Annotated in this window: 13 protein-coding genes and 1 pseudogene; 7 read left to right on the top strand and 7 right to left on the bottom strand. The window is 44.0% G+C overall.

The window, feature by feature from the left end:
- Positions 1-62: 62 nt before the first annotated feature.
- Both MASE_RS11390 and MASE_RS11385 read right to left on the bottom strand, forming a co-directional pair.
- A complete protein-coding gene (locus tag MASE_RS11390) occupies positions 63-1,217 on the bottom strand; it encodes an iron-containing alcohol dehydrogenase (RefSeq protein WP_014949896.1) in 1,155 nt (384 codons plus the stop codon).
- Between the two features lie 14 nt (positions 1,218-1,231).
- A complete protein-coding gene (locus MASE_RS11385; protein ID WP_014949895.1) occupies positions 1,232-2,098 on the bottom strand; it encodes a type 1 glutamine amidotransferase domain-containing protein in 867 nt (288 codons plus the stop codon).
- Between the two features lie 108 nt (positions 2,099-2,206).
- On the opposite strand from MASE_RS11385, the gene MASE_RS11380 reads away from it, so the two are divergent.
- A complete protein-coding gene (locus MASE_RS11380) occupies positions 2,207-3,115 on the top strand; it encodes a LysR family transcriptional regulator (protein ID WP_014949894.1) in 909 nt (302 codons plus the stop codon).
- 110 nt (positions 3,116-3,225) lie between these two features.
- Here the strand turns inward: MASE_RS11380 and MASE_RS11375 are convergent, their stop codons facing one another.
- Positions 3,226-3,630: a type 2 periplasmic-binding domain-containing protein gene (locus MASE_RS11375; RefSeq protein ID WP_014949893.1), complete on the bottom strand. Its 405-nt coding sequence runs from the start codon at positions 3,628-3,630 to the stop codon at positions 3,226-3,228.
- 163 nt (positions 3,631-3,793) lie between these two features.
- Here MASE_RS11375 and MASE_RS11370 point away from each other — a divergent pair, with 163 nt between their 5' ends.
- The 6 genes from MASE_RS11370 to MASE_RS11345 all read left to right on the top strand — a co-directional run bounded on the left by MASE_RS11370 (position 3,794) and on the right by MASE_RS11345 (position 15,020).
- Entirely contained in the window at positions 3,794-4,045 is a 252-nt protein-coding gene (locus MASE_RS11370; RefSeq protein ID WP_014949892.1) for a hypothetical protein, read from the top strand.
- 206 nt (positions 4,046-4,251) lie between these two features.
- Positions 4,252-6,171 carry a methyl-accepting chemotaxis protein gene (locus MASE_RS11365; RefSeq protein WP_014949891.1) on the top strand — a complete coding sequence of 640 codons (1,920 nt, stop codon included), beginning with the start codon at positions 4,252-4,254 and terminating at the stop codon, positions 6,169-6,171.
- A 226-nt stretch (positions 6,172-6,397) separates the two neighbouring features.
- Positions 6,398-9,046: a M1 family metallopeptidase gene (locus MASE_RS11360; RefSeq protein ID WP_014949890.1), complete on the top strand. Its 2,649-nt coding sequence runs from the start codon at positions 6,398-6,400 to the stop codon at positions 9,044-9,046.
- A gap of 337 nt (positions 9,047-9,383) precedes the next feature.
- On the top strand, positions 9,384-13,394 hold the full coding sequence (locus MASE_RS11355; RefSeq protein WP_014949889.1) for an ExeM/NucH family extracellular endonuclease: 4,011 nt from the start codon (positions 9,384-9,386) through the stop codon (positions 13,392-13,394).
- An 11-nt stretch (positions 13,395-13,405) separates the two neighbouring features.
- Entirely contained in the window at positions 13,406-14,017 is a 612-nt protein-coding gene (locus MASE_RS11350) for a PEP-CTERM sorting domain-containing protein (RefSeq protein WP_014949888.1), read from the top strand.
- A 115-nt stretch (positions 14,018-14,132) separates the two neighbouring features.
- Positions 14,133-15,020 (top strand): WYL domain-containing protein, encoded by an 888-nt coding sequence (locus MASE_RS11345; protein ID WP_014949887.1) that lies wholly within the window; start codon positions 14,133-14,135, stop codon positions 15,018-15,020.
- Between the two features lie 52 nt (positions 15,021-15,072).
- Here MASE_RS11345 and MASE_RS11340 read toward each other — a convergent pair whose 3' ends face one another.
- The 4 genes and pseudogenes from MASE_RS11340 to MASE_RS11325 all read right to left on the bottom strand — a co-directional run bounded on the left by MASE_RS11340 (position 15,073) and on the right by MASE_RS11325 (position 21,195).
- Positions 15,073-17,196: a response regulator gene (locus MASE_RS11340; protein ID WP_014949886.1), complete on the bottom strand. Its 2,124-nt coding sequence runs from the start codon at positions 17,194-17,196 to the stop codon at positions 15,073-15,075.
- 91 nt (positions 17,197-17,287) lie between these two features.
- The gene (locus tag MASE_RS11335) at positions 17,288-18,478 is read right to left on the bottom strand and encodes a pectinesterase family protein (RefSeq protein WP_014949885.1); all 1,191 of its coding nucleotides are present in this window, start codon (positions 18,476-18,478) and stop codon (positions 17,288-17,290) included.
- Positions 18,479-18,491: 13 nt separating this feature from the next.
- A pseudogene (locus MASE_RS20490) lies at positions 18,492-19,956 on the bottom strand (glycoside hydrolase family 28 protein).
- A 33-nt stretch (positions 19,957-19,989) separates the two neighbouring features.
- Positions 19,990-21,195 (bottom strand): glycoside hydrolase family 88/105 protein, encoded by a 1,206-nt coding sequence (locus tag MASE_RS11325; protein WP_014949883.1) that lies wholly within the window; start codon positions 21,193-21,195, stop codon positions 19,990-19,992.
- Positions 21,196-21,428: the final 233 nt, after the last annotated feature.

Below are 21,428 nucleotides of genomic sequence, written 5' to 3'. Positions count from 1 at the left end.
TCTCTCTTTTTAAATAAACACAGAAGCACTCAGCGAAGGCTGAGTGCTTTAAAATCTAGGGGTTATGCCGCAAGAGTTAGAATTTCACGGGCTTTAGCAAGATCGATGTCACCATGCTCGCCAAGCGCTGTTAAGCCGTTGCGTTCAAGGTTCTCGATTAGCCCATCAATGGCAGACTTTTCAATGTTGTGGTCTGACAGGCGGGTTTTAACCTGCATAGTTTCAAAAAAGTCCTGAACCGCTTTTATGGTTAAGTCGATGGCCTTTTCTTTGTCATCTTCCTGAATGCCAAACACGCGCTCACCTAGCTGCAGAATTTTTTCCTGCTTTTTGTCGCGCTGCACGAACATTAACGACGGTAGAACAATTGCTAAGGTCACGGCGTGATCTAAACCGTGTAACGCAGTAAGTTCGTGACCTATCATATGTGTGCCCCAGTCTTGCGGTACACCTTTGCCGATTAATCCGTTAAGCGCCATTGTTGCTGACCACATTACGTTTGCACGCACATCGTAATCTTCAGGCGTCGCTAACGCTTTAGGACCTTCTTGAACTAAAGTTTGTAAAATTCCTTCTGCAAAGCGGTCTTGAAGCGGTGCGTTTACAGGGTAGGTAAGGTATTGCTCAATCACGTGAACAAAAGCATCAACTACGCCGTTCGATACTTGACGTGGTGGAAGTGAATAGGTGAACTCAGGATCAAGTACGGCAAAAACAGGCTGAACTGTTTCAGAAGAAAACGCGCGTTTTTGCGACGTTTCTTTTCTGTTTACTACCGAGTTACCGTTACTCTCAGACCCTGTCGCAGGTAAAGTAAGTACTGCGCCAATAGGTAATGGATTTTCAAATGCTGCACCTTTAACAAGTATGTCCCACGGATCGCCTGCAAAATTAACGGCAGCAGCTACGAATTTCGCGCCATCAATAACACTTCCACCGCCAACCGCAAGAATGAAGTTCACGTCATTTTCACGGGCGACATTCACAGCTTTCATCAGTGTTTCAAATTCTGGGTTTGGTTCAACACCCTGAAATTCAATGACTTCAGCACCTGCTAGTGCAGTCGTTACTTTATCGTAAATACCATTTTTCTTAATTGAGCCGCCACCGTAGAGGAAGAGGACTTTTGCTTGTTTCGGCAAACGTGAAGACACTTCACTTAGTTGCCCTTTGCCGAACAGAATTTCGGTTTGATTCTTAAACGTAAAATTAAGCATAGTGTTGCCTGTCCTTAATTAGATTGTGAATTTAACTGTTGTAAAAGCTTTTCAGCTAACAGTTCATCAGAAAACGGGTTTTGGCCTGTAATAAGCTCACGGTCTACTACTACATTGGGCGCCCACATTCCTTTGAATTCCATCTTGCCACCCGCTTGCGCCATGGCGTCTGCTGGGTAGTACAATAACGTTGCGTCGTTTAACGTGCTTTCAAAATAGGCCTCTTCCGGTGTGGAGAAGATTGTCATTTTGTAGCCATCATAAATCCAACTCTCAGATGAGGCTTGCTCACCGGATTTCAATGCCAGTTCAAATGCCTGCGGGTTAGATTGCCCAGAAAGTAAGGCGATTGGGCCATGGCAGATAGCGGCAGTAGGTTTTCCTTCACTGTGAAAGTGAGACAAAATTTCACCCACTTGAGGATTGTTTGCCAGGTCGATAAGCGGTGCATGACCGCCTGGAATGAATACGCCTTCAAACTCTTCCAGCCCTTGTCCAATCACTTCGCTCAATGACAGCGTGTCATCAATGCCTTCTATTGACGCTACAAACGTTTGAATGTCTCGCATTTGCGATTCGCCGCCATCAAAGTATTGCGGTATTACTGACTTTTTATCTACAGATGGCGCATTGCCTTTTGGCGTGGCCAATACCAGTTTGTAGCCTGCGTCTACCAATGCTTTTGCCGGCACACCAAACTCGTTAAGGTAATAGCCTGTAGGCTCTGTTTTGCCATCTGCAAGCTGCATTACATTTTCACTTGAAAGTAGTACAAGTATTTCGCCTTTACTGGCATTCGCAGCTTTAACGTCTGCCGCATAGGCCGACTGTGATAAACCCGCAATAATGGCGAGCGATAAAATTGATGATGCTGATTTCATGTGCAGCTCCTGTCGCATTAGAAAGTGCGTGTATCTTAGAGAGGTTGGCTTACATCGAGAAGTCAGATAAATTGTGATAAGTCATCAAAAATCTGATGGGTAGGGATTATGTCTTACTTGACACAGTTAAAAACCTTTGTAGAAGTTTATCGAAGCGGCAACATTACGCGTGCTGCAGCTCGCCTTCATATGTCTCAGCCAGCGGTTACTTCTCACATACAAGCTATGGAGAATATTGTCGGTAAAGAGTTGTTCATAAGAAAAGCGAGAGGCGTTGAGCCAACGGCTATCGCTGATGACTTGGCGCTGCAGGTCGCCAGTCACATTGATACGTTAGAGCAGAAAGTGGCTTCTATTCGCAGTCGTGCTTCCACCGATCACGGCACGTTACACCTTGCAGGCCCTGCGGAGTACCTCAGTCTGGTGGCAGGTCCGGCACTCGCTAACTTGCTTCAGGCCGATAAAGTGAATTTAGTGATCCATACCGGCAACAAAAGTAATATTTATCATTTGTTGGAGAACGATGTAGCGGAGCTTGCCATTACCGCCTCTGAGCCAACTGACGCGATGTATGAATATCAGAAGTTGGATAAAGAGCGTTTAATCTTAGTGATGAACCGTGTGCAGGGAAAGTTGCTGGGAGAAAGAGAAATATCGGCAGCGCTACTCAACCAACATAAAGTAGTGACGTATGATGAACAGTTACCGCTTGTTCGGCGATACTTTTCGGAGGTATTTAATGCCGCGTGTGAGTCGCCTGTCGCGGCTGTTTGCCCCGATATAAGAGCAATAAGTAGTATTATCAAAGCGGGAATTGGTTATTCCGTTTTGCCTGACTACTTATGTAAAGAAGGTATTGCAAAAGGCGAATTGGTCGCGCTGGGCAAGCCAGGCCCAGAAAATGATGTTTATTTAGTGTGGAAAAAGGGAGCGCTTCGTCATCCTAGGGTCGACTTCGCCAAAGATGTCATAATGGCTTTTGCAAACATTAACTATCTTTCGACACTTCCTGATTGAAGCTAGACGCCTAAAAAGGGCGACGCATTTAGACAAGGCGTCGCCAATTGTTCCTAGTTTAAATAACCAGGGCTTGTTGGTCTTTGCTGAATATTAAACAACAGCAGGCCCTAAAATGTACCAACAACTTTTACCGTGCCATCAACTTTACCTTCATCCACAAAACCTATGGTATTGGGGTTGGTCGCGACGAGATTTAACATCTCATCCTCAGTTGCTATCATTTCAGGTGGTGTGCCTCTGCCAGTAAACACAAGCTTCGACCAGAATGCAGAGTATTGTGATTCAGATTTTCCAAGCACATTATTATTAAAAGCGTCTCTGATATTATTACCTTGTTCGAAGGTAAGGGGAATTGCGCGACTTCCATCGGGAAATGCTTTTACTTTTCCCAAATATATTTTCTTGACGGTATCGATATCGATCCCAGAATTGTTGTTGGCATTTATTATCACGGCTGTACCGGCATAAATCGGCGCAGACATTAAAAAGCACAGGGCTGCAACTATCTTCATTGATATTACCTTCGTTCTTAACTCGCTAACATCGAGGCAAGCATGCTAGTGGTTTGTACCCAAGGGCGACGCGCCCTCACGAAAGTATAACCGAGATTTACAATTTGTCGCATTTCGACAAAAGGTGAAATTTGAAGGATCCTAAAACATACAAAGAGAAATTATGGCAAAACCTAATGCAAAAGGGCCGGTCAGAACCGTGCAAATTTATTGCTCCAAGTGCAAATTCCAGCTATTTAAATATCGAAAAGGCGGCAAAGGCGCGTTGGTTAAATGCTTTAAAGAGAGAATAGTTGAGGACTTTACTCATGAAGAAGGAATATGTCCTTCTTGTCACGGACAGTTTGCAAGGAATGCTTTAATTCGAGGTGCACCGGCACTGAAAATTGTTGGCACAAAGGTGACCATGAAGTAGCACAGACTGATAATCGGTTGTTAATTGGACAACTTTTTTAAAATATAAACGTTTGGATAATTTGCTCTTACGTAATTTTTGCCTAAATTAATATAAAGGGATTGCTGCCTCAAGCCGTTGTGCTGTTTGGTAAAAAAATTTAAGGCCGAGGTTAGAAAGCGCAACGGAATGGCTTTGTATTAAACGTCTACATATCGAGATGATAAATGTCCATTCAAAGAAAGTTTCTATTTTCTATTTCTGCTGTTATCGCTTTGTTCGCTTTAATTGTTGCCGTGGCAACGGTTATCACCACTTCCTCAAATGTTTCAACCCTTGTTCAAGAGCAAAAGAAGAACACCGCCGATCGTTTAGTGAATATTCTTACTGTGACTGACTCTATCATGCTTGAACGCGTCAAAAGCAGTATGGCGTTGCTTAAACAACGAGGTGAGGCAATCGGTGAACCCAATCAAACCGATATTGTTACCGTTAAAAATACGCAGGCTCGGCAGCTAAGGTTGGGCAATGCGGAGCAAGCCAACACATTCGATTTGGTCGATAACCTGACAAGCGTAATGGGAGGCACCGCCACGCTTTTTAGTAAAACAGGAGACGACTATATTCGCGTGAGTACCAATGTCATTAAAAATGGCGAGAGGGCGATTGGCACTAAGTTGGCCCCTGATGGCAAGGCGATCAAAAAGATTAATCAGCAGGAAGCGTATTACGGTGCGGTTGATATTTTGGGTAGCCCTTATTTAACAGGTTACGAGCCAAGGTTTAACAGCAGTGGTGACGTTGTGGGCATCTGGTATGTGGGATACTCAGCCGACCTTAACGTCTTAGAGCAAGCCATTAAGCAAAGTCACGTGCTAAAAGAAGGCTTTGTTGCCCTTCGTGATGCAAAAGGTAACATTCGCATGCATTCCGCACATGTGAATGATCGGCAGGTGGCCGACGCCCTTCAACCTAATGATGACTGGGTTGTAGAAGTGGTACCGTTTTCGCCTTGGGGGTACGATATTATATTAGTGGCGTCGACGTCAGAAAAATCGGCTATGGTTCGAAGCTCTGTGTTGGTTGTTGTACTTAAAATCGTATTGGCGAGCGTGGGAATTTTGATCACCATTTGGTTGCTCGTTAAGTATATTGTTGGCAAGCCACTTGAAGAATTCATTGGGGTAGTAAACAACTTGTCTTCTGGTGAGGGAGATTTAACGTTCCGTTTTCAGGCATCAAGAAGCGACGAGTTTGGCACCATGGCAAGAGCGTTTAATGGGCTTCTTAGCCAGTTACAAGACACGTTGCAGAGTGTGGACGAAGCCACCGACCACATGCTAGCAAAGTCAGAAAGGTTAAATGCAACAGCGTTGCAATCCAAAGATACCGTTTCACAACTTAGCCGAGAAACGGAGTCAATTAATAACGCCATTTCGTTAATGCAGCAGAATGCACAAACGGTGTCGTCAACCATTCGCAGTTCAAGTGAAGCGGCACACGCTGCCGATCAAGATACGCGAAACAGCGTAAGCGTTTTGGCGCAAACCATTAAAGACATCCAGTCTCAGGCAAGCGATGTGGACGCGTCAGTACAGGTTATCACTGAGTTGGCTCAGGCAAGTGAAGAAATTAGCGGTGTAATGGAAGTTATCAGGAATATCGCGGAGCAAACGAATCTACTTGCGCTTAATGCAGCTATTGAAGCGGCTCGCGCTGGTGAGCAGGGACGTGGCTTTGCCGTTGTCGCTGACGAAGTCCGCTCGCTAGCAAGCAGAACGCAGTCTTCCACGGAAGAAATTCGCAATATGATTGAACGTCTTCAGCAAGGTAGCCGCGTGGCTTCTGAGAAAATGCAGCAAAATAAAGAAACCGCCTATAAAACCGTGGACACCACAAAACATGCTGGCGATTCGTTAAAGCAGGCGCTTGACGCTGTTGCACGCATCACAACGTTAAACCGAGACGCTGCCACAATGGCTGAAGGACAAACAGAAGTTGCTAACGATGTGAATAAAGGGGTAAGCAGTATTCAACAGGTGGGCAATGCCAATACTACCTATGCAAAAGAAGTGGTAGATAACTGTGAAGCCTTAGTTCAGCAAGTTAAGCAAATGCAAATGCAGTTGCGACGATACCATTTCTAGAGTTGCTGGCTTATTCAATCAATTTGGCTGTCAGCAGGCAGCGAAGCAGAAACAAGATAAATCGCCAGAGTCAATGTACGCTGAAATGCACAATTCTTGCGGTTGACATGAATAGTAACAATTTGAACCAATGCCAAAAGGGCTTTAGATTGCTAAGGCCCTTTTTGATATTTATTCTTACCCATGGATGAATATAGGGATTTTCCCATAACATGGATAAACCATAATGAAACAACTATCTACACTAGCTGGTGTGGTTGCGAGTGTTTTTGCATTCACATCGCTATCGACAACGGCAGTAGTGGCGCAAGAAGCGCAAACTGCATCTGCAGTCGTATCACCCGCGAAAAAGACACTTGCTGATGTTGAATACCGCTTACCGTCAACAATCGCTCCCACATTTCAACACATTCACTTAAATATCGACCCTGACAACCCTACATATTCTGGAAAAACGAATATTGATGTAACGGTTAAAACCCCAACTAAGAAAGTGGGCTTTTATCAGCAAGATTTGACCGTGACTTCTGCACGTTTAGTGTCTGGAAGCAGCAGCTTTCCTCTAAATGTTACGATTGGAGAATACGACATCAATTGGGGCGAATCGCAAGATGAGATTGCGCCTGGGAAGTATACGTTAGAGATTACGTTTGAAGGGAAAGTGAACACGTCTTCAGATGGCATGTATCTGTCACGTTTTGAAGAGACCAACTATATATTTACCCAGTTTGAAGATATGCATGCGCGAAAAGCGTTTCCAAGTTTTGATGAGCCAAACTTCAAAATTCCTTATCAAATGACCATCAGTTCTCCTGAACATCAGGAAATTGTGGGTAATACACCTGTTGAAAAAGTGACAGTGGAAAACGGGATAAAAACCGTAGTGTTTGAAAAAACTAAGCCCATGCCGACTTATCTTATTGCCTATACCGTAGGGCCTTTTGATAGTGCTGAAATTTCTGGGCTGTCGGTGCCAGGAAAAATATACGTTCCAAAAGGGTATGCCGATAAAACCAAATTTGTTATCAAACACATCCCAGAAATCCTAGCCTCGCTAGAAGATTTTTTTGGTATCAAGTACCCCTATAAAAAAATGGATTTTGTTGCCGTACCCAACTTTACCCACGGTGCAATGGAAAACGTAGGTTTAATTACCTATCGCGATAGTTTGTTACTGCTAGAAGATAACCCAAGCGTCACAGAGCGTTCACGACCGCTAAATGTTATTGCGCATGAACTTGCTCACCAATGGTTTGGCAACTTGGTAACAATGGCGTGGTGGGATGACCTATGGCTGAACGAAGCGTTTGCGTCTTGGGCTGCAAGTCATACTATGAAAACCTTGTATCCAGAGTTGAACTACGCCGATCGCATAGTACAAGAGGGAGCATTTGGTGCAGATGCTAGTCCCACGGTGAAACCTGTTAAAAAGGTAGTGAAAAGTCAGCCAGATGTGATGGATGGGTTGGGCTTAAACTACTCAAAAGGTGAATCAATTTTACAAATGATTGAATCGCTAATTGGTACAGAAAAGTTTCGTGAAGGCGTTCAAAACTACATGAATACCCATGCTTGGGGTAATACCGTAGCAGATGATTTGTGGCGCGCCCTAGATGAAGTGTCTGATTTCAACTTAAGCGCCATGATGAAAGCTTACTTGGAACAGCCGGGCTACCCACTTATTCATATTTCAAAAGATGGCAAATTAACCCAGTCCCGTTTTCACCTTGCAGGCGCGACCGTGGAAGATAAGACATGGGCAGTTCCATTAAAGCTGACTTATCAATCAAACGGAAAAATACTAAACGAAGTGGTTTTTATTGATAAAGAAACCACAGTTTTACCTCAGCTTGCTGAAGCAGACTGGGTGTACCCTAATGACAATGCAACAGGTTACTTCCGTTGGTCAATTGAACCAGCTCAGCTAAACGCACTGCTAAATAACATTGACGCGCTAAATAAGCGTGAAAAGAAAAATGTGCTATACAACTACCAGGCGCTGTTAAACGCAGATCAAGTAGGTGTAGACAGCGTGATGAAGGTGCTTAATAGTTTGGCAAAAGATGATGACCCTGCGGTCATTCGTGCGGCTGTTGGCGTGTTAGCTGAGTTTAGTTATTTAGTAAATGAAGACAATAAAGCCGCCTATGCAAAGCTTCTAAATCAAAATTATATGCCTTTGTTAAACAAGCTAACCTTGTCTCAAAGTGAGCAGGATAACGCAGATGTCATTCGCCTGCGTAACCAGATATACAGCTTACTGGGTACTCATTCGAACAATGATCAACTTGTTGAACAAAGCGTTAAAATAGCGAAACAGTACCTTGCAGATACTAACAGTGTTCCTTCCGGTATTGCCGGTACAGCAATTGAAATTGCTACGCGAAATAGTGAACAAGGCGAGCAGGGCACATGGTTTAATACAATTGTAGAAGCATTTAAAAAAGCACAGTTGCCAAATGTGAAAAGCACGCTGGTGTATTCGATGTACTTTGAAGACAAAGCGACCGTCTTTAAAATGTTAGATTTAGCGCTTACCGATGATATTACGCCTGCAAATACCATGTATATGGTGGTGAGAGTAGCACGTAACTTAGACGATCATACGCTATTGTATGAGTGGCTTAGTAAGAATAAAGACGCGCTACTAGCAAAAATGCCTGATTACCATGTAAGCAGAATGCCGGAATTTGTTTCAACAACCTGTTCGGCTGAAAACTTAGAAAAGGCCAATGCGTTCTACGCGCCAATTAGCGAGACCTATCAAGGAATGGCACGCGGTGTCGAAATTATGCAGGACGAGTCTCAACAGTGTATGCGGCTGAAATCTGCATTTCAGGCAGACTTTAACGCCTTCTTAAACGAGCAGTTATAGGCAACAACGAAAAGGCGTTTACCCAGCGCTTTTTGTCCTAAAGTTATGATTGAAAGAGCGTCCACTAGGCGCTCTTTTTTTGTGCATAAAACTGTAACATGCACCACGGCGAGTCACTAAAATATTTCAAAGCTGAAACATTTACGCATTGTGACAAATCAACTTTCCCTGTACCAAAGTTCAGCAGAGTTAATCAATAAGTAAGTTTATTTTAAACGTCTAAGTTTCTGATTTTTAACGTTTGTGACGTTTATATTATTATTTTTATTAAGTGCTTGCTGTATATACGTATGTATAAGAATTTATACCTTCCTTATACAAAAAAGCGGAAAGCAAAATGATTCATGAGGGTAACACACAAAAGTATAAGCTGAGGAAATCAGCTAAAGTAGTCAACGCGTTGTTGGCGGGCGCATTGTCGTTAGGCGTTGTTTCTATTAATGCCTCTGCAGATACAGTATGGCAAGAGGACTTCGAAGCAAATGAACTGCAAGGCAAGGGCGCAACTGGCTCAGACCCAGCGGGAGCAATTGTTGAACTTGAAGGTGTTGATCGTTGGTCAGTAGACGTGTCAGCGAGTGAGCTAAGTGCCACTTCAGACTGGTTCCGTGTTGAAAGCGGCGCAATGCAAGCACGTGATACTGACGGTGAAGTAGTCTGGTTGAGCGAGTCTATCGATATATCTGGTGCCGGTGATATCACCATAAATGCCGTGCTTTCTCAAAGTGGAAATTTTGAGTCGACAGACTACATCGATGTATTTTACTCATTAGATGGTGGCGCATTCGAGCTTATTACGCTTTCAGAAGGGGCAACGAATACGGTACAGGAAGACTTTGGTTCTGCAACACTGACCGAAACGATAGGTAGCGGAAGCACTTTAGAACTGAAAGTAGCCATGGCTAACAACTCGGGTACCGAATATCTCAATTTAGACAGTATTTCAGTAAGTGGAAATGAAACTACCGATGGTGGGGATACTGGCGGTGACCCTGACAACGGCGGTGAACCTTCAAATGAACTTCTTTTCTTAAGTGGTACTTGTTTTAACTGCCCTGATTTGGAAGCAGTTAACCTAGCCAGCGACTTTGTTGCATCTGACTATTACGCAGCTCTCGACACAGCTATTGCAAACGGTGAAAGTGCGCAAACGTTAAAAGACACGGCGCATAACATCATTGAAAATGGTCATCGTACGCTTTCTTACTCAGAAGTGTGGACAGCACTCACTTACACTGATGAAGATCCTGCTAACACCGATAACGTTATCTTGTTCTACAAAGGCATATCACAAGGCAAGTTTACCAACGGTAGCGGTAGTCAAAGCACCAACCCAGACAATTGGAATCGCGAACATGTTTGGGCTAAGAGCCATGGTTTTCCTAGCTCAAGCCTAACGGCATACAGCGATATTCTGCACCTGCGTCCTACCGATATTTCTGTAAATAGCTCGCGCGGCAACTTAGATTTTGATTTTAGTGATAGCGCGCTTTCTGAAGCTCCGTTAAATCGAGTTGATGGTGACTCTTTTGAGCCACGTGACGCAGTAAAAGGTGATGTAGCACGCTCAATGCTATACATGGACGTGCGTTACGATGGAAATACAGCGGGTGATACCGAAGACGACTTAGTGTTAGTAAATCGCCTTACCTCTACTAGCGAAGCCGCGTTTGGTAAGCTTTGCGTATTGCTTCAATGGCATGAAAGTGATCCAGTGGATGATTTCGAACGTCGTCGTAACGAGCGCGTTTATGAATTCCAAGGAAACCGAAATCCGTTTATTGACAAACCTGAACTTGCTTCACTTATTTTCAACGAGAGTTGTGATAGTACAGGTGGTGATACTGGCGGTGACACGGGTGGCGATACCGGCGGCGACACAGGTGGTGATACCGGCGGCGACACAACACCTTCTACCAGCAGTATTTACATTTCAGAGTACATCGAAGGTGGCGGTTTCAATAAAGGTATAGAGCTTTTCAATAGCTCGACACAACCGGTAAGTCTAGCGGGTTATGAGTTAGTTTTACTCTCCAATGGTGAGACCGCAGATGCTGACCGTAAAGTGTTAGCACTTGAAGGCACAATCCCAGCAGGTGGCGTAGCAACATTCGCTCACGGAAGTGCAGATGCACTGTTAACTGCCGGCTCAACGATTAGCAGCTTCGTGATTAATTTCAATGGCGATGACTACATTGAGCTCGTCGCTAACGGTCAGGTTGTTGATGCTCTAGGTACGTACGGCGTTAAAACTAACTGGGGTAAAGACGTTACTTTGGTACGCAAGAGTTCAGTAACAGCAGGCAATCCTAACCGCAACCCAGCGTTTACCCTTGAAGAATGGGATAGCCTACCAAAAGATACGCTTAACAATTTTGGTTCGCACAATGGATCTGTTAGCGAGCCTACGGATCCAACTGACCCGACCGACCCAACTGATCCTACAGACCCAGTTGGTGAAGTAGTCTTAATTAGCGCTATTCAAGGTGAAGGCGATACCTCGCCACTTACAGGCAATGACGTTGTTATTGAGGCAGTAGTGACTAAAGTTGTGCCGGAAATGAACGGATTCTTTATTCAAGAAGAAGCCGCCGACTCTGATGGCAATGCTGCGACGTCTGAAGGTGTATTTGCCTACTCGACAACCTTCACTGAATACCCATCTGTTGGTGATGCTGTGCGTGTTAGCGGTGCAGTGGCTGAATACAATGGCATTACAGAAATTGTACTAAGCGCCAATGCTGAAACGCTAGGTGCAGGTGCTGATATACTAACGACAAGCATTGAAATGCCATTTGACGAGAGCGTTAACCTAGAGTCACTTGAAGGTATGCAGGTTCAATTCCAGCAAACTTTGAACGTGACAGACGTTTACAATCTTGGTCGATATGGGCAATTCAACGTGTCATCAGGCCGCCTGATGATTCCTACAAACCAATATGCCGCGGGTTCAAGTGAAGCTATTGCCTTGGCTGAAGCGAATGCACGCAACACATTGTTGGTTGATGATGGCTCAAGCGCACAAAATGCTGACGATATTCCTTTCCCAGTTGGAGGTTTATCTCATGCGAATCCTCTGCGTTTAGGCGACAGTGTAGAAGGCTTGGAAGGTGTAATGCACTACGCATTTGGTGCTTATAACTTAATTCCAGTTGGCGCTCTTCAAACTGTACGCACAAACCCAAGAACAGATGTGCCCCAGTTAGACGTACAAGGCGATGTCAAAGTGGCTAGCTTTAACGTGCTTAACTACTTTAATGGTCCGAACTTCCCTACCTCTCGTGGTGCAGACTCAGAAGATGAATTTGCCCGCCAGCAAGCGAAGACAGTAGCAGCCATCGTTGCGATGGACGCAGATGTACTTGGCTTAGTAGAAATCGAAAACGATGGATACGGGAGTGATTCTGCCATTGCTTCTCTTGTAAATAGCGTAAATGCTGAACTTGGTAGTGACGTGTATAGCTATGTAGCACTTGAATCATTACTTGGTGGTGATGAAATTGCGGTAGGTATTATTTATAAGCCTGCAACGGTCACACCACAAGGCGCAGCGGTTACTTCCTCTGAAGCTCCTTTTGACTACGGTAACCGCCAGCCGCTGTTACAAACCTTTAGCGTAAATAGTAACAGCGAAGCGTTTACGCTCGCGGTAAATCATTTCAAATCAAAAGGAAGCTGTGGCAGTGCAACAGGTAATGATGCTGATTTGGGTGATGGACAAGGCTGCTGGAACGAGCTACGTACCCAAGCTGCGTTAGGGCTGACAGCGCTTGTGCAAAACAGTGAAGGTTTGTCTGACCGAGTTATCGTAATGGGTGACCTAAATGCTTATGCGAAAGAAGATCCAATTCTTGCTCTCGAAGACGCCGGTTACAGCAACTTGGTGAACCTCTTCCACGGCGAAAGTGCTTATTCTTATAGCTTCGGCGGCGAAATAGGTTACTTAGATCACGCGCTATCAAGCTCAACTTTGACTGAGTATGTGGCAGACGCAACGGTTTGGCATATCAATGCTGATGAGCCTCGTGTCTTCGACTACAACGTTGAATATAAGTCAGAAACACAGCTTTCTAGCTATTACGGGGCTGATGCTTATCGTTCATCAGATCACGATCCAGTAATTGTTGTGCTGGATTTCCCTGAAACGAGTGAGCCGGAGCCAGTAATTGGTGATTTTGATGGCGATAGTGACATAGACAACACCGATATTGTGGCGTTCTACACCTTGCTTCTGCAACGTCAAGCGACGGTTGAAGAGCACGACTTTAACAATGACGGCAGATTAAACATCTACGATTTATACGCGTTAATGTCTATGTGTACACGTACCGCATGTGCAGTTCAGTAGTTGGAAAGAAAATGAAAAAAATTATTTTAATGGTATTGGCAATTGCTACTTTTAATGCAAATGCCGCAATAATTGAAATCTCTACGGATAAATCAATTTATCAAGTAGGAGAAACTATCACGGCGACGGTAAGCTTTTCTAATGAAGATGCTTTTTTAGGTATCGTACCGTTTCCTCAACCGTTTGATGTATATAACACGACAATTGGTTTTAACGATTCGCTCTTGAGTTTTATTGGCGCTTCTACGTTAAATCCTTTTGGCTCAGTTAGCAGCTTGGGGAACCCAGTGTTAGAGATGTTTCTACCTCCTTTTCTACCGGGGGGAATTTTAGAGATAGGTTCACTAGCTTACTTGGAACAAATTGATTTGTTCTATCAACTGCAGACACCAGTGATTGGTTTATACACCGTGCAATTTATCGCACAGTCTGTTGGTGACATTACAATTGATGGGTTGTCAGGTTCTTACATTTTTCAAGGCTCTCAAGGGGGGCAGCTGACGCCTATACAAGTGAGTAGCGCAAGTTTCAGTATTGCAGAAGTACCTGCACCAGGTACCTTCGCGCTTTCGCTTCTGGCTTTAGGTGGTATGTTTTTCGCTCGCAAACGTGTGAAGTCATAAACCTTAATGGCTAAAAGTTTAAGCCCAGCCACGTGCTGGGCTTTTTTATTTCTATTGCTATTTACATACGGCTTTAAATAAACCACACTGAATAAAAATACAATAAGTGCGCACCATGTTAGAAACCATTTCTTTTTCTCAACGCCAACGACTGGCGTATATCGACTTCTGCCTTTTGTTTAAAGGGGCTATTCATCGCCAAGACTTAATAAATCGCTTTGAAGTGGGACTATCGGCTGGTTCTCGTGACTTTACACTATACAAAGAGCTCGCCCCTGATAACTTAGTCTACGATCCAAGGGAAAAACGTTACTTTCAAACAGAAAGCTTTATTCCGGTTTTTGAACACGATGCAAAGCGAACCCTTGTGAAGCTTGCCAACGACATATCAGATGGATTTGATGCGATCGGTGACATACATTTCCCTGTTGAAAGTGCATCTTCACTTAATGTTCCTGATATTTTTGTGGTGGCGAAAGTGGTACAAGCCATCGTGAACAAAAAGGCGATGAGTGTAATCTATACGTCGCTTTCAAGCGGCAGTGGCGCAAGAGAGTTAGTGCCTCACAGTATTGTTGACAACGGTCAACGCTGGCATGTTCGCGCATTCGACAGAAAATCACAAAGTTTCAGAGATTTTGTGCTAACTCGAATTAGTAAGGTAACGGTTAAAGCAGAACCTGAAACCCATGAATGCATAGATTGTGATGAAGAGTGGGGACGACTTATCTCACTTGAAATTGTGCCGCATCCTAAGAATATTAAGTATGCTACCGCAATAGAGCTTGATTACGCCATGGAAGAAGGCGTGCTTATATTGGAAGTGCGGGCTGCCATGGCGGGGTATCTGCTTAGACGTTGGAATGTTGATTGTACAAAACATGCAAGCTTACGTACCGGTGAGTATCAACTTTGGCTTAGGAATCAGCAGAGCCTTGCGAATACCGACAATTTAGCCATCGCGCCAGGGTACATTGCAGAGCAAGAACCCTATACCGTATAAAATGTGGAAGTGGTCTGCCAAACAGCACCTTGTTGAGTGTTAGTACATGCAGCTAACCGATATATTTCTTGATACAAACCAGTAGCGTGTCTTTGTCTAAAGGCTTGGCTAAAAAGTCAGTCATGCCGGCAGCCAAGCACTCCTCTTTGTCTTCTGCGAAGGCGTTTGCAGTGAGCGCAACAATTGGTGTATCAACCTCCAGTGCTTTGCGTAATATTGTTGATGCCTCAATACCTCCCATGACGGGCATATTGCAGTCCATCAAAATAAGGTCGAATTGATGTCGCTTGCCCACGTCTACGGCATCTTTTCCGTTCTTAACATGCAGGAACTTATAGCCTTCTGACTGCAATATAGTCTTCACGATTTCGGCATTGATTTCGTTGTCTTCAGCTAGCAGTATGCGTTTCTTCTTATTGCCTTCTTTAACATCATTATGAGATACGGGTTTTGTCTCAATTAACTTTCCTAAATCATGCTCAAGTTCTCGACGATTAATGGGTTTAGCATGCGTACGCCAGATAAGTTCAGAAACATCATTTTCATCTTCTAGTCGTTCCAGTTCAGCAGAGATAAGAATGATTTTAGGAAATTTATCTGGGTTCATCGCCTTCAACTGTTCTAGCAAATCGACCCCGCTCATCTCTGGCATAGACAAATCAAGAATAATAACGTCAAAAGCCATTGGGCTGTCTGATAGGTAGGCTTTTGCACTATCATAACTTTGGGGCACAATCGACATGGAAGTAACGACATGCTCAAAATATTCGCGGCTGGTTTGTAAATCATCAACTATCGCACAGCGCAAATTAGCACTGGGTTCAACGTTAATGTCGGGTAGCTGAGATTCTTCCGCTGCCATAGTAAAACTGAAGGTACTTCCTTGACCTACAAATGAAGTTACATTGATGTCGCCGAGCATGAGTTTCGCCAACTGCTTCGCAATACTTAACCCTAGTCCTGTGCCCCCGTATTCGCGGGTGGTGGATTGGTCGGCTTGCTCAAATTTCTTAAAGATATTATCAAGCTTAGATGACTCGATACCAATGCCGGTATCAATAACATCGAAGCTTAAATAATTGCCGTTTGGGCGTTTGGTATAGGTGACCTTTAACGTGACAGAACCTTGTTCAGTAAACTTAATTGCATTACTTAACAAGTTGTGCAGAATTTGCGAAATACGAGTGATATCGCCTTTAATGACGTGAGGTAAGTCAGGGTCTTTTAAGTAATGAAATTCAAGACCTTTTCTTTGGCAGTAAACCCGCTGTAACGACACCACATCGTCCAAGACTTGTAATAAGTCGACTGGCGCCTGTTCAATTTTGATTTTGCCTGCTTCAATTTTTGATATATCGAGAATATCGTTGATTAACACAAGGAGTTGCCTACCAGCAGTTTTGGCTTTTTTAAGGTAGATGTTGCTTTTGTCAGGGTTGTCTATGGCCAACTCGATCATGCCAAACAGGCCGTTCATTGGTGTGCGAAGTTCGTGACTCATGCTTGAAAGAAACTCTGATTTTGCTTTGCTTGCTCTACGAGCCTCATCAGCCGAACTTTCCGCTTGCTCTTTCAAGCTCGTTAGTTTGGCAAATGACCGTTTAACGGTGCGCTCCATAGGGGAAAAGATGAATGCTGCCTCGATACATAATAGAGCGAGTGTGGCTAGCCATAAGTAAACTTCAATCGAAAGAACCACATCTACTCTAGCAGTGGCGTCTTGCTCGAACCGCGCGACGACATAATCAAGCTGTTGTAATAGCGATGTCAGCGCTTGAATATCTAAAAGCGTAGTGGGCTGACACTGTGCTGCATCTAAAATTTGATCGGCGCTTTTTATGTATCGGTTTACTTTGTTGTCGAGCTGGCCTTCGTTAAAGTAAGTATTAGAGATAGAGGAGGGAAGGTTATCGAGTGACACAAGCTGTTGATGATTTTGTTTGAAACGTGCTAACGATTGCGCCAAATACCTTTGCTCTTCACTGTCGTCGCAAATGTTTGGTGTAGAGGTGAGCAACGCAATACGCTGTGAAAGCATGCGTTGCTGACCCGCGATATTGATAATTTCAGCATCTTTCTTCTGATCACTGATTAATTCATAAAGAACAATAAAAGAAAGAGTGACGAGTGTAGCGGTTAGCAATAACGCAACGATATAACGAACACGTATAGACATAAGGGTAGTAGTGGCACAGTGATAACTAAAAGATAATAGATACCAAGTGGTTACGCAATGTGCCGAGCAAATTACTTACGCTAATGTTGCACTATTTAATATCGTTCTGGGTGTTATAAGGCACCCAGCCTCGCAATACCGCCTCTTTAGTGTAAAAAGCCGCGTTTTTATCATTCAGAAAATGAGAGTTTATTGCTGGTGAGGAGACTGCTTTAGGTGCACCTTCTCCATGAGATTGGTACTCGGAAAATCTTGCTTCTGTGTGGGGATTAAATGGTCTCTTTGTACCTGATGGCGTAGTTCCACCCATGGTAGTCCAGCGCTTTTGTCTGATATGACCTGCCATATAGGTGTTGATAAACGTGGTTTTACCTACAGCGTAAGGGTTTGCATATCGGCCATCTGAAAAGGTGGTTGTAGGATGCCAAGGCCTTCCCAGTGCCACGCTTTCATCTGGAACGCCGTGTTCTCTTTCAAGCCTACAGTTATTGAACGTTAACCCATAAGGACGCTGTAAATGAGTGCTTGGGGCGGTAATGTAGCCTGTTAGTCCTTCGCTATCACCGCCAGAATAACGTTTACGGGAAACAATAGAAACGCTTTCAAAAAACGCGGTGCCCTCACCAAAAATAAAGTCAATATGTCCTGCTATTGTTCCGCCTTCAATCAGAGCGCGGTCACCTTTTAAATAGAGGGTATCTTGGTAACCCCAGAGTGCGACATTTTTAAGGTAAGTGCGATCGGAGTTCACATCGGTTTTAAGCGCTACTGCCTGCGTACCTGATAATCGAGTAGGGTCGTCTTTTGCTTTGACCTCGTTACCGGGATAATCAAAATCGTTGGTGATAGTGATATTTTCCAGAGTGATATTATCACCTAAAATCTCCACAGTGGCAGTGCGACGAGTTCCCCATTTTTTTTGAGAATTCTCTGCGACTTGTTGACCTGCATATCGATTGAAAACGATAGTCGTTGTTTCTTGCGACTGGCCCACAAAGTTAACATTATCAACGTTTATGACGACACGCTCTCGATAAATGCCTTCGCTAATAAAGACGGTCCATACTTTATCTTTTTGTGGCTTGTGAGACGCGATATAAGCAACAGCTTGGGACACAGAGCTAAAACGAGGTAAAGCGTCCTTAGTTACGTCACTGTCATGTGATTTAGCTACCACTACATCCGTTGTTGCTGGCATTGCCGCGCTTAATCCACTGAAAAATATACCCGCCAGCAACACAAAGGCTAAACTAAGACTGACACGTGCTTTATTAAATTCCATAGTATTTATTCTTCTACAGCCCATGCTTGTTAAATGGTTGGCTATTAATAAACACATTGTTTATTGAAAGATGCGCTACGTTTTCGATAACGGCATCTTTAAGTGCACGTTTTATCGTTATGTTGTTCAACGTCAACCCAGAAATAGGCGTATGGTCATACCCGCGAAGCACAAAGGCCCGGTTAGCTGACGCTACGTTTAAGTTCTCTATAGTGATATCTTCCAGAAGAGGAGGGAAGTTACCGGCATCACCTTCTTCGTAGAAGAAATTCACGACAACAGCGTCTTTCACCGTCCCAATATCGATATTGCGATAGTTTAGATTTTTTAGGTGACCACCCCGAATACTGTTGGTTTTAATTCTAATGCCGCGGTCTAAATCAGGGCTACTCATGGTGCAATGCTGAGCATAGAGATTCTCTACACCGCCGGATATTTCACTGCCGATTACAACACCGCCATGGCCAGCCTTCATCTCGCAATGTTCTATGACGATATTACTGCAGGGAACATTGACCCTTCTGCCGTCTGCATTGCGTCCAGATTTAATGGCAATGCAATCGTCCCCTGTATCAAATGTACAGTTAGAGATAAGAACGTTCGTGCAGCTTTCAGGGTCGCACCCGTCCGAATTTGGGCCGAAACTTTTACAGTACACGTCGTTAACGGTGACGTTCTTGCAAAGCACAGGGTTAACTAACCAAAATGGAGAGCGCAGGATGGTAACACCCTCGATAAGTACATTTTCACAGCGGTAAGGTTGTATAAACGGAGGGCGCAGGTAATTATTTCAAAAACGCGGTCACTAACGGGTGTCCCGTTTCTACCATTTCTTGCAGCGTGTCTCTGGTATATTTTTGGTTCTCAACAGGATCGTCACCCCATGTTGAAGCCTTCCACTTACCTTTCCATGGCCACCAGTTGTCTTTCGCCGCGCTACCGTCAAGCGTACCTTTGCCGGTGATTGCGATATTACTTTGCTCAAAAGCATAAATAAGAGGGGAGTAACCCATTAACTCCATACCTTCCCAGCGAGTAAAAACATATGGTTTGTAATCATCAGGATTGGTAGAAAATCGAATTGTTGCGCCTGCCTCAATATGAAAGTTTATATTCGACTGTAAGTGAATTGGGCCGCTGCATAGCCAGTTGCCTTTTGGCACAACCACTTTGCCACCACCTTGGCGTGCGACTTGGTCGATAGCTGCATGTAACGCTTGCTTAAAGTCACTGCCATTTTCATTTAAAAAGTCGGTAACATTAGCTTCGCGCTTTGCAAAGGTGGGGCGCTTTATCATCCCTTTAATAAGGTTTGCTTCGGCGTCCCACTGGCGTTGAGTCCTTCCCGTTTCGGTCACATTTGCACATCCGGATAGGAATGTAGGAACACCTACAGCCATCCCAGAAGCTGCAACAGTGGTGGCGAGACCAGACTTTAAGAAGTGACGTCTGGCATTCGGTGAGTTAGGTCGGACCATCATATACCCCTTTTATTTACAATTTAGCGCTTTTTACTTATTCAAATAATGTGCAGCCAGAATGAATGGGCCTACACCTTTCGCATCGTTTGCTCTGATTGGCTCACTCATGTAGTAGTCGAATGAACCATCTCTATATGGATTTCCACCAAGACCAGCAACGGCGCAAACTTGCTCAAGGCTGATAACGTTAGTATCTGGATTAACCGAAATCATTTGATCAAGAAGTCCAGCAAACCCTTTTTCTGCATGAGCTTTGTATTCCTCAGGAAGAAACTTAAGGCTTGCACCTTTAGCCATAGCATAGGTCAACATTGCTGTACCTGATGCTTCAAGGTAGTTTCCTTCACGGTTTCCCAAGTCAGTAACCTGATACCAGGTGCCTGAATTATGTTGATAGGTAAGCGTAGCGTCGATAAACGCTTTAAAGCGCGCTTTTAGCCACGGTGTTTTTGGGTGTTCGGCAGGAACAACTTCTAGCACATCCACCATTGCCATAGCATACCAACCTAGCGAACGTGACCAGTGATGTTGAGAAAGACCTGTTTCTTTATCAGCCCACTTTTGCTTTTTAGATGCGTCCCAGCCATGTAAGGGGAGGCCTGTTTTTTCGTCGTAAAGGTGCTCTTCAATGAGTTCAAATTGCAAAAATACATCGTCTAGCTCTTTCATATCGCCGTACTTAACAATGTATTCAGCGTAGAAGGGGGCCCCCATGTATAGGCCATCAAGCCACATTTGGTCTGGATAGCGTTTCTTGTGCCAAAAGCCACCTTGCTCGGTACGTGGGTGAGTAGTAAGCTGCGTTCTAAGTAGGTCAGCGGCTTTTTTGTATTTAGGGTTGCCGGTTTCTTCATAGAGGAAAAACAGCACTTTACCAGGGTTAACCATATCAATATTAAACTTATTGATATCATAGGTTTTGATACTTCCGTCTTGTTGAACCAACATGTCGTAGTAACCTTTTACATAAGACAGGAGACGGGGATCTTTAGTATCTTGATAGACTTCTGTTATGGCAAGGAGGTTGAGACCGTGAACGTAATCCCATTGTGGCTTCTCATCCCAATCGATTTGCCAAGCTTCTGGGAAACGCACCATCTCAGACTCTATCATTCTCATAGACCATGATTGTGTGTTGTCGAGAGGCATTTGTACCCAATCATTTGCATTAGCAGCGGAAGAAACAAACGCCGTGCAAGCTACAACGGAAGCTGCGCGTAGAATACCTTTTAGCATAACAAACCCTTATTTTTATAACATTGTAAATACACTCTGTGCTACCGGTAGCATGATGGTTTTTATTTGCTCATATGTCAACGGAATTATTTACATTTTTTAACTTTTATTTTACGCGTTGAAAAAGTGGCCGATATGACGTAAGTGACTGTTTTTAAGTGTTTTAATTAAAGTGCTCATCCTGCTTTGGTTAGTTTCTATAGTCTCTTCTTCTTTCATCATTGCATATCAAA

Origin of the sequence: Alteromonas macleodii ATCC 27126, assembly GCF_000172635.2 — a bacterium.
Taxonomy (GTDB): Bacteria; Pseudomonadota; Gammaproteobacteria; order Enterobacterales; family Alteromonadaceae; genus Alteromonas; species Alteromonas macleodii.
This window is presented reverse-complemented; position numbering and strand designations above follow the sequence as displayed.